18 protein-coding genes are annotated in these 21863 nt (G+C 45.9%); 3 read left to right on the forward strand and 15 right to left on the reverse strand.

Going from position 1 to position 21863, the window contains the following annotated elements; translation table 11 throughout:
* Positions 1-8 precede the first annotated feature (8 nt).
* The 9 genes from PODO_RS31250 to PODO_RS30160 form a co-directional block, all read right to left on the reverse strand.
* Positions 9-161, reverse strand: a complete 153-nt coding sequence (locus tag PODO_RS31250; RefSeq protein WP_218918657.1) for a hypothetical protein — start codon at positions 159-161, stop codon at positions 9-11.
* A gap of 8 nt (positions 162-169) precedes the next feature.
* Entirely contained in the window at positions 170-436 is a 267-nt protein-coding gene (locus PODO_RS31255) for a hypothetical protein (RefSeq protein WP_036683261.1), read from the reverse strand.
* A gap of 66 nt (positions 437-502) precedes the next feature.
* Positions 503-1636, reverse strand: coding sequence for an SGNH/GDSL hydrolase family protein (locus tag PODO_RS21980; RefSeq protein WP_038572714.1), 1134 nt, complete (start codon positions 1634-1636; stop codon positions 503-505).
* Positions 1637-1733: 97 nt separating this feature from the next.
* The gene (locus PODO_RS21985; protein WP_052097525.1) at positions 1734-3359 is read right to left on the reverse strand and encodes an extracellular solute-binding protein; all 1626 of its coding nucleotides are present in this window, start codon (positions 3357-3359) and stop codon (positions 1734-1736) included.
* A gap of 137 nt (positions 3360-3496) precedes the next feature.
* Positions 3497-4399, reverse strand: coding sequence for a carbohydrate ABC transporter permease (locus PODO_RS21990; RefSeq protein ID WP_036683268.1), 903 nt, complete (start codon positions 4397-4399; stop codon positions 3497-3499).
* 15 nt (positions 4400-4414) lie between these two features.
* Complete coding sequence (locus tag PODO_RS21995) at positions 4415-5269, reverse strand: ABC transporter permease (RefSeq protein ID WP_038574727.1); 855 nt, start codon at positions 5267-5269, stop codon at positions 4415-4417.
* 350 nt (positions 5270-5619) lie between these two features.
* Positions 5620-6930, reverse strand: coding sequence for a helix-turn-helix domain-containing protein (locus PODO_RS32000; RefSeq protein ID WP_244886373.1), 1311 nt, complete (start codon positions 6928-6930; stop codon positions 5620-5622).
* A complete protein-coding gene (locus PODO_RS32005) occupies positions 6927-7829 on the reverse strand; it encodes a cache domain-containing protein (protein WP_244886374.1) in 903 nt (300 codons plus the stop codon). The genes PODO_RS32000 and PODO_RS32005 overlap by 4 nt, the downstream gene beginning before the upstream one ends.
* A gap of 365 nt (positions 7830-8194) precedes the next feature.
* Positions 8195-12115 (reverse strand): X2-like carbohydrate binding domain-containing protein, encoded by a 3921-nt coding sequence (locus PODO_RS30160; protein WP_244886530.1) that lies wholly within the window; start codon positions 12113-12115, stop codon positions 8195-8197.
* Positions 12116-12492: 377 nt separating this feature from the next.
* Here PODO_RS30160 and PODO_RS22010 point away from each other — a divergent pair, with 377 nt between their 5' ends.
* Complete coding sequence (locus PODO_RS22010) at positions 12493-13323, forward strand: DNA-binding protein (protein ID WP_169744795.1); 831 nt, start codon at positions 12493-12495, stop codon at positions 13321-13323.
* Positions 13324-13345: 22 nt separating this feature from the next.
* The gene (locus PODO_RS31260; RefSeq protein WP_155288168.1) at positions 13346-14374 is read left to right on the forward strand and encodes a hypothetical protein; all 1029 of its coding nucleotides are present in this window, start codon (positions 13346-13348) and stop codon (positions 14372-14374) included.
* Between the two features lie 337 nt (positions 14375-14711).
* Here the strand turns inward: PODO_RS31260 and PODO_RS22020 are convergent, their stop codons facing one another.
* Positions 14712-16322, reverse strand: coding sequence for a mannitol dehydrogenase family protein (locus PODO_RS22020; protein WP_038572720.1), 1611 nt, complete (start codon positions 16320-16322; stop codon positions 14712-14714).
* Positions 16323-17399, reverse strand: a complete 1077-nt coding sequence (uxuA, locus tag PODO_RS22025) for a mannonate dehydratase (protein ID WP_038572722.1) — start codon at positions 17397-17399, stop codon at positions 16323-16325. It lies immediately after the preceding gene.
* A gap of 219 nt (positions 17400-17618) precedes the next feature.
* On the opposite strand from uxuA, the gene PODO_RS22030 reads away from it, so the two are divergent.
* On the forward strand, positions 17619-18272 hold the full coding sequence (locus PODO_RS22030) for a GntR family transcriptional regulator (RefSeq protein ID WP_038572724.1): 654 nt from the start codon (positions 17619-17621) through the stop codon (positions 18270-18272).
* Between the two features lie 158 nt (positions 18273-18430).
* Here the strand turns inward: PODO_RS22030 and PODO_RS22035 are convergent, their stop codons facing one another.
* From PODO_RS22035 to PODO_RS22050, 4 genes are read right to left on the reverse strand one after another with little or no spacing between them, the layout of a single operon-like run.
* A complete protein-coding gene (locus PODO_RS22035; RefSeq protein ID WP_038572726.1) occupies positions 18431-19891 on the reverse strand; it encodes a glycoside hydrolase family 1 protein in 1461 nt (486 codons plus the stop codon).
* A gap of 18 nt (positions 19892-19909) precedes the next feature.
* Entirely contained in the window at positions 19910-21208 is a 1299-nt protein-coding gene (locus tag PODO_RS22040; RefSeq protein WP_036683289.1) for a PTS sugar transporter subunit IIC, read from the reverse strand.
* A gap of 3 nt (positions 21209-21211) precedes the next feature.
* Complete coding sequence (locus tag PODO_RS22045; RefSeq protein ID WP_036683292.1) at positions 21212-21517, reverse strand: PTS sugar transporter subunit IIB; 306 nt, start codon at positions 21515-21517, stop codon at positions 21212-21214.
* A gap of 1 nt (position 21518) precedes the next feature.
* Entirely contained in the window at positions 21519-21857 is a 339-nt protein-coding gene (locus PODO_RS22050; RefSeq protein WP_038572728.1) for a PTS lactose/cellobiose transporter subunit IIA, read from the reverse strand.
* Between the last annotated feature and the right edge of the window lie 6 nt (positions 21858-21863).

Below are 21863 nucleotides of genomic sequence, written 5' to 3' on the forward strand. Positions count from 1 at the left end.
CGCTCTCCTCACCATCTGTCATTTAATAAATTATCAGCAATTTCAACCTCACTGCAGGCATTTAATTCAATCGCATCATCAAGCCTCACCACTGCCTGCCGGAATTCCATTGCACTTAAAGACCAGTCCGCAGGTGCTCTTGTTACTAAGGGCCAACGCATCAATACTCTCAAACTTGGATTAGTGACATCCCGGTTCTCTTCCTCGCTGGCAGTATTCGAGATAAAATAAGGTTTCCGGATGGCCTCGTCCGGATAGAAATGATAGCAGCCCTTCGGCAATCCAGTAGTCCCGGGCCGGGAATTTCAGCGACAGCCTGAATAGCCCGAACCATGGCTGGCTGCGCGTCTAAACCAGAATCCGGCAGTACTCCATAATCCGTCAGGCGGATTACAGTAGGAGTAGTTAAGGCATTGTTCTCGGCAGAAGTGATCATCGGCACCGCCTTTCTTTTTTTGTAAACGCTTAATATTTGGCAGTATAATATCTCCACTTAAAATAATCAATTGTGCAGCAGTTTCAGAATACGCAGGCTGGTACCTTTACTCTGTTCGTCCTTCAGCCCCGTAATGCGTACTGTAACCCGCAGTTCTTGACGTTGTTCCCGGATCGGAAACATGGCGATAATAGGCCGAAAGGCAAGCGGACACCATTCATCGAATAAGTTCACAGCTTTATAAGAACTGTCATTAAGCGAATATTCAAAAATCCCGCTGTCCGGTCCGTAGAGCAGCATCAAGCCTGCGCTTTGCCCGGTTACGGTAAAAGAAAACATAGCCTCCTTGCTATGGGTATACAGATGCTCTGTTCCAAAACGCCAGTTCATCAGCGGATCTCCTGCAGACAGTTCGCGAAGTTCGTAACCGTTCACATGATCAGCCGCGCGGAAATCAAGCAGACTGCCATATTCATAATTTTGCTCCGCTAAGGGTGGAATATCTAAAGAGCTTTCGCTGCTCAAATTCGTCTTGCCAGGAACAAGCGCTGTCTCCAGATACTCTCGCAAAAAAGAAGCATACAGCGCATGACCGTCATCATTGGGATGATATCCATCCGGTGCCAGCTTAGTCCACTCCATTTGTCCCGCCTCTAGCTGCGCATAGACTCTAGCTGCAAAATTAACAGAGGGAAGCTTATAATGCTCAGCTACTTCTTCATGGACAGCGATATTAAAGGGATTGCTCCCGGAGAGATTCTTCTCTGCTGCCGTATACAAAAAGCAAATATCAGTGCCCGGTGACAACCGTCTGCATTGGCGGACAATGCCCTCCATCCCTCTAATGGATTCTTCCCGGTCACTGCCGTCATTGACGCTAAATTCAACGAATAACAAATCAATTGTGCCCTGCTGCAGGACATGCTCCTGTAATCGATGAGCACCTAAAGTTGAGTTCGTTCCTCCCACTCCTGCGTTGATGAAGCGGAACTCCTGATCCGCAAACCGTTCCTGAAGATACTTACCGATGAGCGCTCTCCAGCTATATGTGTCTGCTTCGGAAGCACCTGCCCCCTCCGTAATTGAGCCGCCTAAAAAGGCAACGGTCACAGTCCCTTTTTCCGTAAGCCTGCCGTTAATTTGAGGTAGTCCACGGCGCGGAACTACAAATGAATGATTGCAATGTTTCTCGTCTGTCATAACTCAACCTCCATCCATAAAAAACCATATTTTCTCCTTGAAATCAAGAAATCAGGTGCGGGGTCTATCATACAGCACCTGATTCTGATTTCAATACTTATTTTTTTGAAGTATCATAAGCCTTTTGTAAAATTTCGAGATAACGGTCAAGCTTCAAGTTCTGCAATCCCTTTACATAAGCGTCCCAGTCCTTGTTCAGATCCTTGTTGCCTGTGATGAATTGCAGCTCATTTTGTTCGATGTAATTTTTCAAATTTGTCTGCAGCAAGCTGGCTTCATCAATCTCACTTGGATCAATCCAGATCGACCAGATAGGGAACAACTCTTTAGGTTCATGACCTTCGTATAGCAGAGTCGCATCATACAATCTACGTTCGTAACCATCAGAAGCAAAGATGTCGGTACCTTGAACGTAAGTATCACGGTATTCTTTAGGCTCATAGAAGTGAGCCATACCACTCCAGCCCGCATTACGTGGTGCTGCGCCTTCTTCACCTGGAATTAATTTGATCATCGGTTTAACATCTTTACCCAACGCCACATCGCCTTCAACCGGATCGGTCCAATCGGTTCCCTTCAGGCCAGCTGCGCCATTCGTTTGGCCTTCTGGTGTGAACATATAATCCACCATCTTGATCAGTGTAATTTGCGCTTCTTCACTTGCTTTGTTTGTGATCACGAATTTTGCACCCGGGACTACGCCGCCTCCATCATGAGTCGCATAAGAAATTCCTGAAGGTCCCGAAATCGGAGGAAGCGGGTTGTAATGTGCTGAGCGGGTATTCCCCGGGTCGATGTTTACGAAGATCGCTGGGTGCATACCTGCACCGACACCTAGAATTTCTGCATCAGCATTTTCACCGATTTTCTTAAAAGCTTCCGCGTTTTGTGTAAAGGCACCCGGATCAATTAACCCTTCGTCAAACAGGGATTTAATATAGGTCAATCCTTCTTTCCACTCCGGAGTAATGGCAGCAGATTGCACCTTTCCATCCTTCATGTTCAGGTAATTACGATCATCATCATAAACAAATGCGTTCATCAAAAAAGGAACGATCCGTACGCCGAACTCCTCGATGGAACCGCTTAGCGGCACTTCATCCGCTTTGCCGTTGCCGTTCGGGTCTTGCGTTTTAAAGGCTTTCAGTACATTTTTAAATTCCTCAGTGGTCTTCGGCATCTCCAAGTTAAGCTTTTTCATCCACTCAGTATTCAGCCACATTTTGCTAGGATAGGAACAGTGGAAACATTCTGTATAAGCTACAAGTCCGTAAATGTTGCCATCAGGTGCAGTATTAAACGTTCTTAGGTCAGAGTTCTTTTCCATGGCTGCTTTAATATTAGGAGCATATTTATCAATCAGATCATTTAGCGGAATGAGTACACCTTGCTTGCCGTATTTCAGTAGATCGGCCTGTGAGAATTGATCAATATAGTGAGTAAGCAGGTAGGCATCTGGATAGTCGCCACTCGCCAGTGAGATCTGGCGTTTTTCCTGAGCACCATCCGATGGATTGATCTGCCAGTTGAATTTGAAATTAAATTTCTCTTCTACATGTTTTGTGAATTTATTGGTCGAAAGGTCGATGCCGGATTCCTGAACTGAGAACACGCTGATCTCAACCGGCTTGCCAGACGAACCCGAACCAGAGCCCTGCTGCGTGCTGGATGCGTTACCTGTATTTTTATTTGCACATCCGCTAATTACAACCGTAAATGCCATGACCAGAATTAGTAAAGTTATCAAGCTTTGCTTCTTCAAATATTATCACTCCCTTTTGTAATTTAGCAGGTGATACGATGATACCTTAAGTGTGTACTCCGGGCATACCTCCTTTCCAAAAAAAGAGATTCCTAAGATCAACCCTTGACGGAACCAACAAGCATCCCCTGTACAAAATAACGCTGTACGAAAGGATAGATAACAAGTACCGGCAAGGTGGCAATCACAATTAAGGAATACTTCAGCAGCTCGGAAAGCTGTTGTTTCTCGACCAGTTTCCCCACGTCCATAGCCCCACCAGCGCTGTTGTTCTGAATGATGATGCTTCGCAGGACAAGCTGTAAGGGGAACAAATCTGCTGATTTCAGATAAATCAACGCATCGAAATAGGCATTCCATTGACCTACCGCGTACATAAGCACCAACACTGCGAGAATCGGTTTGGATAACGGGAGTACCACGCTCCAGATGAATCTCATATCACTACAGCCGTCGATTTCACTAGCTTCCAAAAGCTCCTCCGGAATCGAGGATTGAAAGAAGGAGCGGGCAATAATGACCTGCCAGACCCAAATGGCGTTCGGAATCAACAGCGCCCAGCGAGTGTCGATCAGATGCATCTCCTTCACAACCAAATAGGTGGGAATTAGCCCCCCACTGAAGATCATGGTGAAGGTAATGATCATCATCAGTGTATTTCGTCCGAAAAAACCTTTTCGAGACAGTGGATAAGCAATCATAACCGTTAAAGTTATACTAATCAGCGTTCCCGCTGCGGTGTAGAAAATTGAGTTTCCATAACCAGTGATAATCTCAGGCGTATTCAGCAATACTTTAAAACCTTTGAAAGATATATCCACAGGCCAGAGCCAGACACGACCAGAGGTCACGGCTGCCGGACTACTGATTGAGCTGCTGATGATAAAAATAAGCGGATAAAGTACAGCGATTACCACAAGAGTGAGCACAATATAGATTGTGATCAGGAACGCTTTGTCGCCGACGGATTCTTTAATCTTTTTTTGAACTGCTGCTGCCATAGATAAGCTCCTTTCCTACCAGATGCTATTCTTCGTGATTCTTTTCGCCAGACCGTTTACTGTAAATAAGAGAACCAGGTTGATGATGGAGTTGAACAGGCCCACCGCAGTTGCAAAGCTGTAATTGGCATTCAACAGACCGACCCGGTAGACATAAGTGGCAATGATCTCAGAATTAACGAGGTTAAGCGGGTTCTGTAGCAGGTAGACTTTTTCAAAGCCGATCGCCATTACATTCCCTACATTCAGAATCAAAATGATAACAATAGTTGGCACAATCCCTGGCAAATCGACGTGACGGATTTTTTGAAACCGCGAGGCTCCATCAACTTTGGCAGCTTCATAAAGTGTTGGATCTATCCCTGCAAGCGCTGCCAAATATACGACTGCACTGTAGCCCGCTGTCTGCCAAATATCAGACCACACATAAATCGAACGGAACATGCCGGGTTCACCTAGGAAGTTAATAGAATCCAGTCCGAAGAAGTTGAGTGCAATGTTGGCAAAACCGAGCCGTGGGGCCAGAAATAGCATAACGATTGACACCATGACAACCGTCGAGATGAAATAAGGAGCAAACGATACAAGCTGAACGAATTTCTTAAACCTTCCTCCCCGTACCTCATTAATCATGAGCGCAAGAATAATCGGGATTGGAAAACCCGCCAGCAACTGATAGCCACTAAGCATAATAGTATTCTTGAGCAGCGTCCAAAACTGCGGATTCTCAAAGAAGAGCTGGAAGTTTTTAAATCCGACCCATGGACTTCCCCATATCCCTTTTATGACGTTATAGTCCTTAAAGGCTAGGACAGTGTTCAGCATCGGATAATACTTGAAGATGATAAAAAACAGCAAAGGCGGAATCACAAGCAGATGTAACTGCCAGTGCTTTTTTATGCTTTTGCGAGCATTTTGTAAGAATGCGGGGCCTTTGCTTTTCGGCAACGACTTGCGATGTAATACTATTTCTTTCTCCAGAACAATTCCCCCTAAGCAGATGTCTGTGATTTTTGATAGCGCTTTCTACGGATTGATCATAGATGACTTTTATCTCCAAAAGAAAGGTACACTTGGGGACTTCAGCGTACAAATCGCCTTATCTGAGGAGCACAAAATAGCAGTAGAACAGCCATTTTTCCGAATTGCAGGGTTGAAATCAGAAAAAAGACTGCATCGTCCAAAGTGGACAGTGCAGCCGTATGTTATGGCATATTTTTTTATTCATCCACAGATTGTCTATAGGTACTCGGGGAGACACCCATCAACCTTTTAAATGCGCGTCTGAAGGAATGTGAACTGTTGTAGCCCACCCGCACGGCAATCTCATCCACCGTTAATCCATTCTCTTTGAGCAGGATAATGGCTTGATCCATTCTGACTTTTATCAAATGGTCGGAGAAGTTGACACCCGTTACCTCTTTAAACAGCTGGGAAATGTATTTTTCCGGCCGCTCCACCTGTTCCGCCACCCGGTAGAGGGTCAATTCCGTATCCGAATAGTTTTTTGCTGTGTAGTCCTTAATCTGCTTGATGATCTGAATATGAATATCTTTCTTTTTATTCGCAATGAGTCCGCACAGCTCTTCCATAATGTCAAAAAATTCGTTCTGGATCGTCTCAAGCGACTCTGATGAGCCAATGTCTATGACCCGCCGTTTGACACTCTCGATCTCTGAATATTCGGTAAATGCCTTTTGATCCAATAGCTTGAGAAAAGTCCCCTTCATTTCCCCGACAAGCTGGTGCTTCATTTCGATGGATAATTCTCGCTGCTCCATATTCTGGGCGATAATCGCACGCACAATCCGTTCGGCTTCTTCTAGCTCTCCGGCTCGAATCGTGCTGATTAACCGTTGCTCCGAATCCAGCGGATAATAATAAGTTGTATTCTCGATCTGAGCTTCACTACTCCAGATAATTCCTTTCTTATTCATGTAAACTGCATATTCCAGCGCCTGCTTCGCTTGATCATACGAAAGGCTAACCTCCGTTACCTCTGTGAATAGATCCCCGAAGCCCGCCAGAATGGTAATGCGGTACTCATTAAAGACATTTTGAGCGAGCTCCTCCATCGTCTGGGTGATATTCGCTGCTTCCTGTTCCTTGTCAGCTCCTTTTTCCCTAGAAAAGAACAGCGTTACAACTTTATCAGAGCCCATATCCGTCATCAAGACATCCACGCCAAGATCAGCCAAGGTCTGTTTCAGCAGCAGCCGGGAAGCGCTCAGCTCGTTCAGAATTTCAACACTGTCCATACCCGCATAACCGTTAATTTGAACAATTCCTACGTAGCCAGTATCCTGATTCATGCTGATATCCGCCTGCTTGGCTGCAGAGATAATTTCATCCCGCGTCTTGAATTCACCGGCAATCAGCCGTTTCAGGAAGGCATCTCGGACCAGAGGAAGCTGGCGGTTAAGCTCGGACTCGAGCAGCTTATTTTTTGTAATCATATCGGCAATATTTCCGCTCAAAAAGTCAAATTCATTCCTCTCCGAGGCTTCTTCTTTACCGAATTGCTCCTTCATGACGCTGAGCATACGATTGATTGGCCGCTGTTACGGTAAGCTAATATCAGTCCGGCAATCAAACCGATAATTAGAGTGCCTCCTGTAATTTGTATGGAGATTCTTTTGATCTTGTTAGCATTCTCCATCAAAATATCTTGAGGAATCCCGGTCTGATACACCCAGCCATTGGAATCGGAACGGGTAGTAACCACCAGATCATCCTTGTAGAACTGACTGACCTTATTCTTATCAAAAGCTGGATCGTCGAGCATTTTGGCCATTTTCTGCTCATCGCTTCCTTGCAAAACAATCGTATTCCCTTTAGCGTCACTAATATGCACCCAGCCCCCGTATCGCTCGGTCAGGCCTGAGAGCAAGCTGGAAATATTTTTTTCATCAATAATCACGACTGCGACAGCCGGCGAGGAATCATTAAAGCTATCCAAGGGGAGTGACTGCATATAGGTAATAACCGAGGTTTGCATCCCCCTGCTGACAAAATCACTAAGTGGCTTGATCTCGCTGCGGTGGGTTGTCTCAAGCACTTCTTTTCTCCAATCCTGTAACGAAAGACCCTTATAGTTGAAATTAGAGTAGTAATGCTCCGGACGATAGGTCGAACCTGGGGTTAGGATAAGATTATAGTTAGCGAGGTAAATATAATAGTTTTGCAAAAAATCATTAGTCTGGCCGAAAGTCAAAACATTCCGCATCGTTTTCCAAATCCCATACACATTCGTCTCATTTTCACTTTCATTCATAAGAACATTTAGCTCCTGGTTGACCGCCAATTGCCTGGTAAAGCCTTCAACCTCCGCCATACGGCGCTCCAATATCTCCTGACTTTTCTGAAGCTGAGTGACTCCATTCTCAATCGAGATGGACTGTGTCACGGAGATTGAGGTTAGATAGGACATGTACCCGCCAATGCTGGGTATGACCAAAATGACCACATAAGAGATTAGAAATTTACGAAAGATATTGGAATATTTCAGCGTAGTTAGCCTCCCTCAATATGACATTTCGATAGCGCTATCATTACCATAGATTAAAACATTTTGCTTCATAGTCAAGGGTTCGAACTCACTTCACCCTCCTGCACCTCTTCAGAAATGGAAAAAAAACAGCGATCTACGCCGTTATCACTGCCTTTTATCGGCAATTCCGATATTTTATCTATAGTGCGTCAGCTGTTTCGATGTGTGACCCTTACATGGCCCTCCTGTCATTTAGAAAAAAGGGGCCAATAACGGCCCCCTTCATCATTGCTTTGGCTAGACAATCAGTTCTTCTTCTGATCTCTGGCCTCTGATCCAGATGTAAAGACATGATCCGTCGAAGCTTCTTCAATGTCGCCGAAGGCCCAATGTGTTGCCGGAACATCTGCCCACTGTGGATTCGTTACATTGATTAGGGGACCTCTGCCTAAAGCTCTATTCATAGCCACAACAGCTTCGGCACGAGTAAGCTTGGCATTAGGACGGAAAGTCCCGTCATTATAACCAGTGAAAATGCCAGTACCTTGGGCTTGCAAAATCGCCGCCTGTGCCCAATGTCCATTGATGTCAGAGAAACCGGAACCCTTCTGCGTCGAATCCGTTCTAAGCAGGGTCACCAGAGTGGCCATTTCTGCACGCGTCAACATTTGATTAGGCTTAAAGGTGCCATCGCTGTAACCCTTTATTAGTCCCATCTTCGCTACTTTAGTTATGGCATCAGCACCCCAGTAACCAGAAGGCACATCACTGAACACGACACCTGCTCCAGTAGCCCCCTTCTCAGAAACATTGGCAAGAATCGTTGCCATCTCAGCACGCGTAATTTCGTGCTCCGGCTGGAAGAACCCACCCGGATAACCTTTGATATATGCTGTATGACGGATCGTATTAGACTCGCCATTCCCTGCAGATCCATCCTCGTTTCCAGTTGCCGGAGTTGGCGTCGGAGTCAAGGCAGGTGTGGAAGAAGGCTTAGCTGGAATGTACGAGCCACCCGAATCCGTTGATGTTAGTGTTGATGTTGGTGTCGGACTTGGCGTTGGTGTCGGTGTCGGACTTGGCGTTGGTGTTGGAGATACAGCAGGACTCGTTGAAACTGTGAATTTCAATTGATCCGTCAGCATGAAATCACCAGATTTCTTCACAGCTTTAAGCGTGTGTATCCCGCCTTCCAATCCCGAAATACTATAAATTTCCTGACGGCTCAGGCGGCTCTGACTATACGCATTCACGGTTTGGACCCGTTGTCCATCCACATAAATATCCATATCACCTTGCTCTGGACCAATAGGTGTAATCAGGCTGATTCCGTTACCCTTGAAGGTATATTCAAAGGAATCACCGTCCACTGATGTAGAGTGAACATCATTAAGATAATCTCCCCCTACAGTAAACTTAAGGTTCAGCGTGCCCACTGGCTGTGCAGCAAGATAAGATTTATTCAGTGTAACACGGTTACCTGCTACTGAATAATCAGTCCCCAGAACCAGATCATATGATCCGTTAGTAATGCCGGCAAAGCTTTCCGCTTGCTGCAGTAATGTCACCTCAATATCTTCCTGAGCGGAAGCAGCTTTATCAAAGCTGGCAGCGATCGGATTAATCATATTCGGAATTTCTACCTTGAACATATCAAGAAGCATAAATCTGCCTGATTTCTTCACAACCTTGAGCGTGTGCATACCATCCGGTAAGCCAGAAATGCTGTAAAGGTTCTGAAGTGACATTTGTCCATGATGATAGGCACTGACTGTTTCCTTAAATTGATCGTCAACATAAATATCCATATCACCCTGTGACTCATCTACCTCTGTGAACAGCTGAATCCCCGTTCCTCTGAAGGTATATTCAAAAGAATCACCATTCTGCTCCGTATATTGCACATCGTCTTTATAGTCGCCCAATCCTCTGCCACTGCTGCGGTTCCAAGTGCCATTGTACTTAACTGTCGAATCATCGTTATTAATCATCACATAACGAATGCCTGTAGAATCGCTAATTTGTATCGACAGGGTCTGTGGATCACCAGCGTTAAAAATGAAAATCAAGTCGGTTGTGCCTGCCGGCTGCTGCGCAAGGTATTGCTTATGGATGGTCAATTTGTCATTCGTCACCGTAAAATCGTCTTCCGAAAGTGCCTCGCCATTATTTTCAATACAGCTCAGTGTATTACCATTCAAATTCAGGGTGACAGTAACATCCTCTTGTTGTTCTGTTGCTTGGTCGAATCTAGCAGATGTCGGAGTAATGGTACTATTCTGTCCTCCTGCTGGAGTTTCTGTAGTCACCTTAAACGCGTCAAGCAGCATAAAATCACCTGAGCTTTTGACCACTTTAAGTGTGTGAGAGCCGTTAGCAAGTCCCGAGACACTGTACAGATTTTGCTGTACCTCTCTTGATCCCGTTTTATAAGCACTAACGGTCTGTGCAGCCTCATGGTCCAGCGTAATAATCATATCTCCCTGAGATTCATGCTTTTCGGTCAGCAGGTCAATGCCAGTGCCCGTAAAGGTGTACTCAAAGGAATCACCGTTCTTCTCGGCATAATGCACATCGTCTTTATAATCACCCAATCCTCTAGATGAGCTTACCTGCCATGCGCCATTATATTTAATGCCGCTGTCATTATCATTAATGTATACTACATTAGTGACCGTTGCCTTGTTCGCAGCAGACGAATTCTCAGACGGGTCAGTCCCATAGTTCGTAACATCCGATTGTGAAGCCATCGACGGAGCAGACGAGGAATCCTTGATCGTAATGCTCAAATCTTGCTTTCCTTCTAGCAGCTCTTTGCCACCATTTCGCTTCCAATCCCCGCTGTAGCGCATACCTGTATCATCATCATTGACTGTAGAGGTGCCACCTAATGCTGTAACTTTAAGCATCCGCGACGCATGAGGTTCAAGTATCCCTCCGCTAAATTCCTTCTCAAAGTCTCCCAGCTCAGTGTGACTCCATAAATCGCGAACGGAAGCCGGGCCCTCAAGGCCGAGATCACTCCATTTGACTTTCACCTCCGCACTCCGACTGCCCAAATTGAACAGAGCTACGCTGTAAGTGCCATCTCCATTATTGGCATACCAAACCTGCTGCTGGGTATCCATAGATACCGGATGGCCTGGACGTCCTGCCTGATTTACGGCAATTACCTCATCATTGGTAAGCAGTTCTAGACCATAGCTGTCCAGCCTAGTCATGTCATTACCTGTATACAATGGCACGGAAGAGATTGACCAGAATGTCATCGCGGATTTCCGCTCGTCTTTGGTCAGACCATCCATAGATCCGTTACCAACGTTCAGAGAATCAAAATCATTCCAGCCACCAGGACCTGCATCCCTCCACCAAAGTGCTGCTTTGGGGAACAAGCGGGAAATACTCGGCCAGGCTGTCAGCCCACTGCCATCGTAAGCTTCAACATCCCAGTCAATTCGCCAACCGTTGGCATACTTTTTCCAGAAATCCACGTAATTGTGATCGAGCGCCCAGGACAGCTCAAACCAGATGTTATTTCTGTCAAAAGCCTTAGACCATGCCTCTACATCGCCGCGCGCATCACGGCTCAAGTTGTCAATCCCCGAGCCAGGAGTCACGCTGTCAAATTTGACGAAATCAATGCCCCACTCGCCAATCATATCCGCAATAGAATCCACATACTTCTGGGCACATGGATTCGTGAAATCAATTTTATAAGTGTAGGAATTCCAATAATCCATAATGGTAAGCGGTTTGGCTGTAATGTCCTGTATACGGCATTGGCCACCCGTTCCGTAAATCTCTAGATTCTGATTATAGGCATCGATGGATACCCCCGGAATCATATAGATTCCAATTCTCTGTCCATTATTATGAACATAGTCGATGACCTCTTGAAATCCGTTAGGATATAAGGTCTCACTTGGAATCGGTCTGCCGTATTCATCCATGCTGCCATTCCAGCCCGCATCAATATTGATGTATTCATACCCATGGGCTTGCAAATTCTCATGCATAACATCCGATTGTTTTTTGATGCTTTCGGCCGAGGTCCAGTTGCCTGCACCGTCGTACACCTGCATGCTGTAACTGCTCCAGCCCATATAGGGCTTTTGCGCCATACTCTTCTCAGCTGCTAGTGCCACATTGCCCTTCGTTCCTGTGAAACCGAACTGCGCTGCTGCAATTATAAATACCAACAGGCTCATTCCCAGCTTTTTTCCCATTCGCTTCAAATCATCCTTACCCCCTCATAAAATGTGGTTAAAATTTATTTGATAGCGCTTTCTTTACGGGATGATCATAAAGGAAGAACGAGTTCCACGATAGGTACATTTCCGCATTTTACGTACAAATAACCCAAAAACAAGGGGACAAATGAACAACAGAACAAACATTATTCCTCCAACAATAGAAACTTAAGGAAGATAATATGGGCTGGATCTATTTTGAAAATTATTAATAAAGACCCTTTTAACCTTATGTAACGTGATGGAAATCACATGATTTAATGTAAAATAAATGAATAATTTAGAAATGAAATACAATTATCTTAATCGATGCATGATATGCTCTAGAAAGGGAGATAGGATTGAAGTTGGATTTGGAAGGGTTGAATGTGGATTCCTTGATTCAGATGCTTAAGGCATCATTTTCATTTGAAAATTGGGATGCCATGATTGAAATTGCAGACAAGCTACATGAACAAATTTCCGTCATATATGAAAACAATAGTAACCTCATAAGAGGTCCTAAACTGAAACGGAGTATCCCCTATTATTTTGGATATAGCTCATGCGCAAAAGGTATAGCACTACAAAAATCCGGTAAGTTTGACGAGGCAAAAATATGTATTCAGAAGTATGCTGACCTGGGCTGGATAGTAGGTTTAGATGAAGAGGGTATTAATGAAGTCGAATATTACCGCAATATAGCAAAAGCCAATTCATACGTTATCGATCTGTTGGAAGGCAAAATGGGAGTCCTACATAAATACGTTGAGTTTATTAGAAAAAGTGATGATGAAGAGTTATTGCCGGGACTCATTACAATCTTAGAATCTTCGATAATACATGATTATTCCGTTGATTGGATTCTGAAGGAATTCAAAATCAATGTTGATGACATAGGAGAACATGAGACTATTGTGAATATCAGATACCATGAGGATTACATTTATCTGCTGGCGATGTATTACTATAAACAAGAGAATATGTACGATACAATCAACACTATTCTAGAAATCTTATTATTAAGCATCAAGCTAGACGATGATACAGGCTTCAAAAAATCAGCAGCGCTCTTTGAACTCCTTAGAGACCACGCCGATCAATCACAACTCAAAGTACATCACAATATCATGAAAACAATAATCGAAAAAGAGTTTACTAGGTCCTTCAGCTCGCGAATCGAGTTCAGCAATTTACACAGTTAACGATCACGGAGGTCGTCGTTGATTGGATTATAAAGTTGGCTATAAAAAAGGAGTGGTTCTCCGGTTAATGGGCGGAATCACTCCTTTAAGGTGTATTGATCCGGACCGGTCCGCTCGATCCTTTGCTTTCTGCGGGATTTATGCCGTTTATTTCGCCACATTCGCTCGATCCGGTACATTCTGCGGGATTTATCCCGTTCATTTCTCTGTATCCGCCCGATCGACTGCATTCTACGGGATTTATACCGTTCTTTTCGCCACATCCGCTCGATCGACTGCATTCTGCGGGATTTTTACCGTTCATTTCGCCACATCCGCTCGATCGACTGCATTCTGCGGGATTTATCCCGTTCATTTCACCATATTCGCTCGATCCGCTGCATTCTACGGGATTTATACCGTAGAATTCTCCGTATATGCTCGATCCGGTACATTCTGCGGGATTTATACCGTAGATTTCTCCGTATTCGCTCGATCCGATATATTCTGCGGGATTTATACCGTTCTTTTCGCCACATTCGCTCGATCAGCTGCATTCTGCGGGATTTATACCGCTCATTTCACCGTATTCGCTCGATCAGCTGCTTTCTACGGGATTTATCCCGTTCATTTCCCCGTATTCGCCGGATCGACTGCATTCTGCGGGATTTATCCCGTTCATTTCACCACATTTGCCCGATCAGCCGCATTCTGCGGGATTTATCCCGTTCATTTCCCCGTATTCGCCCGATCCGCTGCATTCTGCGGGATTTATACCGTTCCTTTCCCCGCATCCGCTCCATACGCTGCTTTCTGCGGGATTTATCCCGTTCATTTCGCCACATTCGCTCGATCCGCTGCATTCTGCGGGATTTATACCGTAGATTTCTCCGTATTCGCTCGATCCGGTACATTCTGCGGGATTTATACCGTAGAATTCTCCGTATATGCTCGATCCGGTACATTCTGCGGGATTTATACCGCTCATTTCTCCGTATTCGCCCGATCAGCTGCATTCTGTGGGATTTATCCCGTTCCTTTCGCCACATCCGCTCGATCCGCAACATTTTAGGGCATTAATGCCTCTATTGTCTCCGCAACCACTCCATCCGCCTCATTCTACGGTATAAATCCCGCTTCCTTTTCGCCGCTTCTACTCCAGCCGGCCTTTCTGCCCGCCCCACAATATGGTGTTGAACCCCCTCAAAATTCGTCGCTCAGTTGACGAACACCGGTTATTCGCCATGTTTTTAGTTTAACTTTCGTTCTTCTCATTTTATATAAGATTCTTTTCACACTTTGTTTGGATTTTTTAAAATCATACAAAAAAAGCCCCGATTGATTGCCTAGGGACTTTTTTTGCTTTATTTTCTCCTATATTAAATCAAATCTACTTAACTACCTAGCTTTCACTTCAAATAGTTCTCTAATGTTCTCCGTACCGCTCCTGGGCCTGCCATCATTTCCTGGAACATAACCTCAATCTTATCGCCTAGACCAATTGCGTACAACGGAACCCCAAAAAGTCGCTCATCTTCAAGAATGGGGCGCACACTTGCGGTTTGGTCTCCAAGCGAAACTCCTTGAAGGTAACCTTGCAGTGTTTCTAGTAACGGATCTGAACTCAATGTGAAGACCTCTCCAGCATCATTCACTCCAAGTAAGTAACGACACCACACCGCGATAGCCAGTGGAATCGCTGTTAGCTGCGCTGGATCGAGCTCCTCCCGTCGAATATAGGATTTAATAGTTTCACCGAACCGTATACCCACCTTCTGCGAAGTGTCTGTAGCAATCCGCTGTGGAGTATCGGGGATAAATGGATTGGCAAAACGCTCCGTAAGGACTTCGTCCAGGAACTGCTTTGGACTGAGAATCCCCGGGTCCACTACGACGGGCAGACCTTCTTTGTAACCGATTATCTCCACAAACCTCCGCAAAGTATCGTCCTTCATCTCATCCGCGATCAAGGTGTAGCCAAGCAGACAACCGGAAACAGCAAGCGCCGTATGCAGCGGATTAAGGCAGGTCGTTACTTTCATCGTCTCCACCTTGTTGACTGTCTCCCGGTCCGTAAAAATAATTCCGGCTTCCTCTAGTGGTGGACGTCCGTTCGTAAAGTTGTCCTCCACTACAAGGTATTCGCTAATCTCGGCATTTACGAAAGGAGCGGTATATGTGTTTTTGGAGGTAATGATTACATCCATATCGCCAATTCCCTGTTCCAGAAGCGCGGCCTGTACACTCTCCGAAGGACGTGGTGTGATTTTATCGATCATGGACAATGGAAAGGTTATTAATCGTTCATCTTCCAGATAGCGCACAAAGTCTTCCACAACAAGTCCTCTTTGGGCCCATTCCTTAGCGATGGACACAACACCGTTCTTCAACTTGTCGCCATTGTGTGAGCAGTTGTCCATGCTGACAAAGGTCATCGGATATTGGCCTTTCAGATATCTTCGATAAGCAAGCGAAGCTACAATGCTCATGACATGAACAGGATGCTCCGGTCCGCTCTCGATATCCTTTTTCACAATGCCAAGATATTTATCATGCGGATCCGTCAACGAGTATCCCTTCTCCGTGATGGTGAAGCTGGCCATTTGCAGGCTCGGATTCTCGAACACCTCGATCAATCGGCGGTACTCCGCTTCACGGTTTTTGTCCGCTGCGATTCCCTCCACAATACTGCTGACTACTCTTTTCTGAAAATCACCACGAGCATTCATCAGCACTAAAAGGGTCAGATTGTCGTAGGGCTTGTAGACTTTATCAATCATTTCGAAATCAAAGGTTTCCACCGCAATAATACCTGTATCCGACTTCCTGCTATCCAGCAGCTTCTGATGAGCATTTGCCACGAATCCCCTGAAAATATTACCTGCACCGAAATGAATCCATTCCGGTTTAAGCTGTGTATTGTTTGCTACCTGCTCATAGTCGAACTGTGGAAGCTCCACTCCAGCAGCTTTCCAAGCTGCTTTTTCCCCTTGGATACTGCTTCTGGTCAGATGCAGCATTTATTTTGCCTCCTTGACGTTGTCCAAGCTATCCCAGACACCAAGCAAATACATGATGCCCATAGCTCTATCATACAAACCATAACCCGGGCGGCAGTTCTTCTCTTCCCCCCACAGATGACGCCCGTGATCCGGGCGTACATAACCAATGTATCCGTTCTCATGATAGGCTTTGACCACCTCGGCCACATCAACGCTTCCGTCACGCCCACGGTGCGACACCTCAATGAAATCACCATTCTCAAATACCTTCACATTACGGATATGTGCAAAATGAATACGGTCATGGAACTCGCGGATCATCGCTGGCAGATCGTTATCCGGATTCGTGCCGAGTGACCCTGTGCAGAACGTCAAACCGTTGTACGGGCTGTCCACCAAATCCAGAAAGCGGCGGATCATATCCCGATTGCGGATAATACGCGGCAGTCCAAAGATCGGCCAAGCCGGATCATCCGGATGAATAGCCATCTTGATGTCCACTTCCTCGCATACTGGAATAATGCGTTCCAGGAAATACTGGAGGTTGTCGAACAGTTTATCTTCCGTCACATCCGCATAAGCCGCAAACAGCTCATCTAGCTTCGCCAGCCGCTCCGGCTCCCAGCCCGGCATCGTGAACTGCCCAGCTCCCTTCAAAATCCGGTCCACCATCTCACGCGGATTATCGGTAATGGCAGCCTTTTCATAAAAGAGGGCATTCGAGCCATCAGGCAACTCTTTATACAGCTCTGTGCGGGTCCAATCGAAAACAGGCATAAAATTATAGCAGATCACCTTAACGCCAACCTTGGCGAGTTTACGAATGGTGTCGATATAAATATCGATATATTTATCACGGGTCGGCAAGCCGATTTTGATATCATCATGAACGTTGACGCTTTCTACTACAGCCGTGCTGAAACCCTTACTGGTGATTTGATCCGCCACTTCTTGGATCCGTTCCATTTCCCACACTTCTCCAGCTACTTTCTCGTGCAAAGACCAGACAATCCCCATTACACCCGGAATCTGCCGAATATGATCCAGCGTGATATTGTCATTGCCCTCGCCGTACCATCTCCACGTCATGTTCATTGATAAACCCTCCTGTGAATTCGTTTTCATCTATCTTGTATACAAGATTTACTTGATCATAGAATAAGAACAATTCTTTGTCAATCACAAATTCATCAGGAATTTTATCATAAAAACAAGGAATTTCCACCCTATTTTCATCTCGATAATTTTAATGAACGAACTTATCATGTATACTAGTACTGTATCTGTCATCAACAATTGAAAGCAGGAACAGAAATGTCAATCAAAGCTGAAATTCTAAACACACTGAAGCAAGAAATCCTCACGCTGGCGTTAAAGCCAGGTACCATTCTAAGTGAAACAGCCTTGTCTGAGCGGTTTCAGATTTCACGTACGCCGTTGCGTGATGTTCTCAAGCAGCTTGCACTGGAATCTTATACCGATATCTACCCGAAAAAAGGTAATATTGTGTCCTTTATTGATCTAGAATCTGTTGAACAAATCACATACTTGCGTTGCACACTGGAAAAGGAGATCCTCAAGGATCTTTCTGCACAGCTTTTACTACCCGGGGTGCACGAACTGAAGGAGATTCTTAAGAAACAAAAAGAGGTCATCGGGCAGGAGAATGCTGTAGATTCTTTCCTTAATTTAGACGACGAGTTTCACCGGTCCTTGTACAGGCTTGCTGGACGTGAGTATCTGTGGACTCTGATCCAGCAGTCGAATGTACATTATCTCAGGTACCGCAGACTGCACATGCTCAAGACCGACAAGCTGGAAGAAATCTGGAGCGAACACCAATCCATTCTTGAGCTTATGGTGCAAAAGGAAACTACCAATATCGGTCCGCTAATCCACCACCATCTTCGGGAAGATATTCATTCACTGGACTTTCAGGAGAACTTCTCGGAATACCTAAAAAAATAGTCGGCCAAAAAGCGGCTTGCCCATAAGTTAAGTGCCTTCCCGGATAAAACTTCGTTATAAGAAGAAGCACACACGATCTCTATTCCCTATTAAAAAAACAAAAAAACCTTGATTTCTCAAGGTTTTCATAAAAAATGAACAAGGACTATAACACCACACTAATAGCTTAAATCTGCACCGTTAGAGGTTATGACCTTTTTGTACCAGTAAAAGCTGTCCTTACGCAGACGCAGCAGCGTTCCATTGCCTGCATCATCCTGATCAACATAAATGAAGCCGTACCGCTTGCGCATCTCCGAGGTGGAAGCCGAGATCAGATCAATACAGCCCCAGCTGGTGTAGCCCATTAGCTCCACGCCATCGGCAATGGCTTCCGCCATCTGCTCAATATGCTGTGCCAGATACTCTATCCGGTATGGATCACGGATAGTGCCATCCAGTTCGAGTACATCTGCAGCACCCAGACCATTCTCTACTACGAACAAAGGAAGCTGGTAGCGGTCATGCATCTCCTTGAGCACAAACCGCAGCCCCTTTGGATCGATCTGCCAGCCCCAATCGGAAGTTTTCAGGAAGGGATTCTTCAGCCCTGAGGACAGGTTACCTTCCGTGGTGGCCGTGATGCTCTCATCCACACTGACTACTGAGGACATGTAGTAACTAAAGGAAAGAAAATCTACAAGATTGTCCCGCAGCAAAGCTTCGTCCCCCGGCAACATGGTTATTGTCACTCCATGCTGCTCCAAATGCCGGCGGATATAAGAAGGATAATAACCTCTAACCTGAACATCGGAGCAGAACATTGCCATTTGGTTCTCCGCTTGCGCTTTCAGTACATCACCGGGATGACAGGAATATGGGTAGAGCAGCTTGCGGGCCAGCATGCAGCCGATCTGGAACTGCGGATTGATCTCCCGGCCCCGCTTAATCGCAAGCGCACTGGCTACGAACTGGTGATGCAAAGCCTGAAAAGCAACCTGCTTCTCATTTGACTTGCCATCCAGAATAATCCCTGCGCCCAGAAACGGCGCTTTGAGCGTACAGTTGATTTCGTTGAAAGTCAGCCAATACTTCACCTTATCCCGGTAACGGGTGAACACAGTTTCCGCATAACGGACGAACAGTTCAACCAGTTCTCTGGATTCCCAGCCGTTATATTTGGTGACTAGGTGCACAGGCATTTCATAATGGGAAATGGTGACCAGCGGCTCGATATTATATTTACGCAACTCATCAAAAACATCGTCGTAGAAACGCAGTCCCGCCTCGTTGGGTACCTGCTCATCGCCATTCGGATAAATACGTGGCCAGGAGATGGACATACGGAATACCTTAAAACCCATCTCAGCGAACAAGGCGATATCTTCTTTGTAGCGGTGGTAGAAATCAATCCCTCTGCGTTTGGGGTAATTTCCCTGATTATCATCCTGTATGGCCTCTTCTAGCTGGGGACCGGACATGGACAATAGCTGCTCCAGGCTCTGCCGTTCCTTAGGAGGACAATATTTGACTACATCAGCAGTAGACAAACCCTTCCCGCCCTCATTATACGCGCCTTCGACCTGATTGGCGGCTACCGCACCGCCCCACAGGAAGTTTTCCGGAAATGGATAAGTCATCGGTTGAGCCTCCTTTTATTAATTGGTGGCAGCGGTTGCTGCCGCTTTAGCTTCAGCCTGCTGTTCTTGCTCCAGCGCTTCGGCATCGGCTTTTTTAAAGAATGGATAGTAGATCATGAAGCTTGCGCCAATCATAACCAGCTGGAACGCACTTACGCGCCAGCCCCCGTTCATCCAGCCATTAACCAGCACCGGAATGCCCAGCGGTACCTGAATCCCGTGCAGCACAGGAAGGATACCCAGCGTCGTCAGAAGAATCGCCAGACCACTACTCACCAGCGGAGTCAGGATAAACGGAATCATAAACCGAACATTCAGCACCAATGGCATCCCGAAAATCACCGGCTCATTGACACCGATCAGACTTGGGATAATTGCCAGTTTACCAAGTGTCTTATAACGTGTAGATTTGGCGAACAACATCGCAATAATGAGACCTAACGTTGCCCCCGCACCACCGATCAGTACATAAACCGGGAAGAACGGTGAACCAATGATATGCGTACCTTCCACACCTCTTTGGTAAGCGTCCAGATTCTCAAGTCCCAAAGCCACCCAAATCGGGCCGACAACGGAATAGACTACCAAGGTGCCGTGAACTCCAAAGAACCACAGCAGGTGAATTACGAAGATGCAGATCAGCATCGCCCACCAGGTACCCCCCAGACTAGTCAGTGGCAGCTGGATAATCGAGAAGACAAACTCGTGCATATTGCCATATTTCGTTGCGGCGAAAATCGCCGTCAGCACTAGCATCAGAACCGCTACGATAAAACCAGGCGTAAGCGCGGCAAAAGATTTCTCGACCGTGGGCGGAACACCCTTCGGCATTTTGATATAGAATTTCTTTTCCAATACAAAGGTATAGATCTTACCTACCAGCAGTGCCAGGATGATTGCCACAAACAATCCCTTGGCGCCTAACCAGGAGTAACCAAATGCTTTGGTCACACCGTCATCCAGCAGACCTTTTGGTGTAACTAGCAAGAAACTCATCAGCGCCAAAATCCCTGCCGAAAAGCCTTGCTGCTTATGTTGGGTAGCAAAATTATAAGCGATGGAGAACACCGCGTAGAGTGCGATCAAATCGGTGGTTACGGTTGCCGGAATCGAAGTATAAGTTTTGAGTCCAGTGCTTTCCAGGAAATTCTGATAAGGATCAAGCTTGAGTGCATTAATCAGGGAAAAAATAGCGCCCAGAATCAATATTGGCATCAAGGCCATCAGACCGTTGGAAATAGCGCTGATATAGGTGTTTTTTTGGATTTTCGTGCTGACTTTCTGGATCTTGGCTCTCCATTCTGCGCCGCCTGCCATGACTTAAGCCCCCTTCTCCATCAGTTCAAGTGCTGTAGCCAGCACCTTGTCCCCATCCATCATGCCATAGTCCATCATATCGATCGTAGTTACTGGAATGTTCGGATATTCTGCGGCCAGATCGCCTTCGGCGTGTCCCATTTGTGGTCCAAGCATAATGATGTCAAAAGGCTTTTGATCGGCGATATCACTCTCCGCCACTGCATCAATAACCACTTCAACCCCTTGTGTCCGTGCCGATTCTTTCATCCGTTCCACCAGCATACTTGTCGAGAATCCGCCTGCACAGGCGAGCAATATTTTTTTCATCTTAGTTCACCGATCCTTTCAATTCTAGTTCGAGTGCTTTGCGTTCTTTGATTTCTTCGATCAATTCCACAGCCAGTTCTCTAACCGTCAGGGCATTCATCAAATGATCCTGCGCGTGAATCATCAGCAGCGTAATTTCTGTCTTTTCGCCCCGGCCTTCAGCCTGGATCAGCCCCGTTTGCACTTTGTGTGCTTTGGTCAGGCTGGTCTTGGCGTTCTTAATCATCTCGCCCGCTTCTTCCAGGTTTCCGGCGCGCGCGGTTCTTACCGCTTTTAGGCTAAGGCTTCTAGCCTCTCCGCTGCTGGCAATAATCTGCATAATCGTTTGTTCATAATCCATGGGTTC

This window comes from Paenibacillus odorifer (assembly GCF_000758725.1).
In the GTDB taxonomy this organism is placed as follows: Bacteria; Bacillota; Bacilli; order Paenibacillales; family Paenibacillaceae; genus Paenibacillus_AQ; species Paenibacillus_AQ odorifer.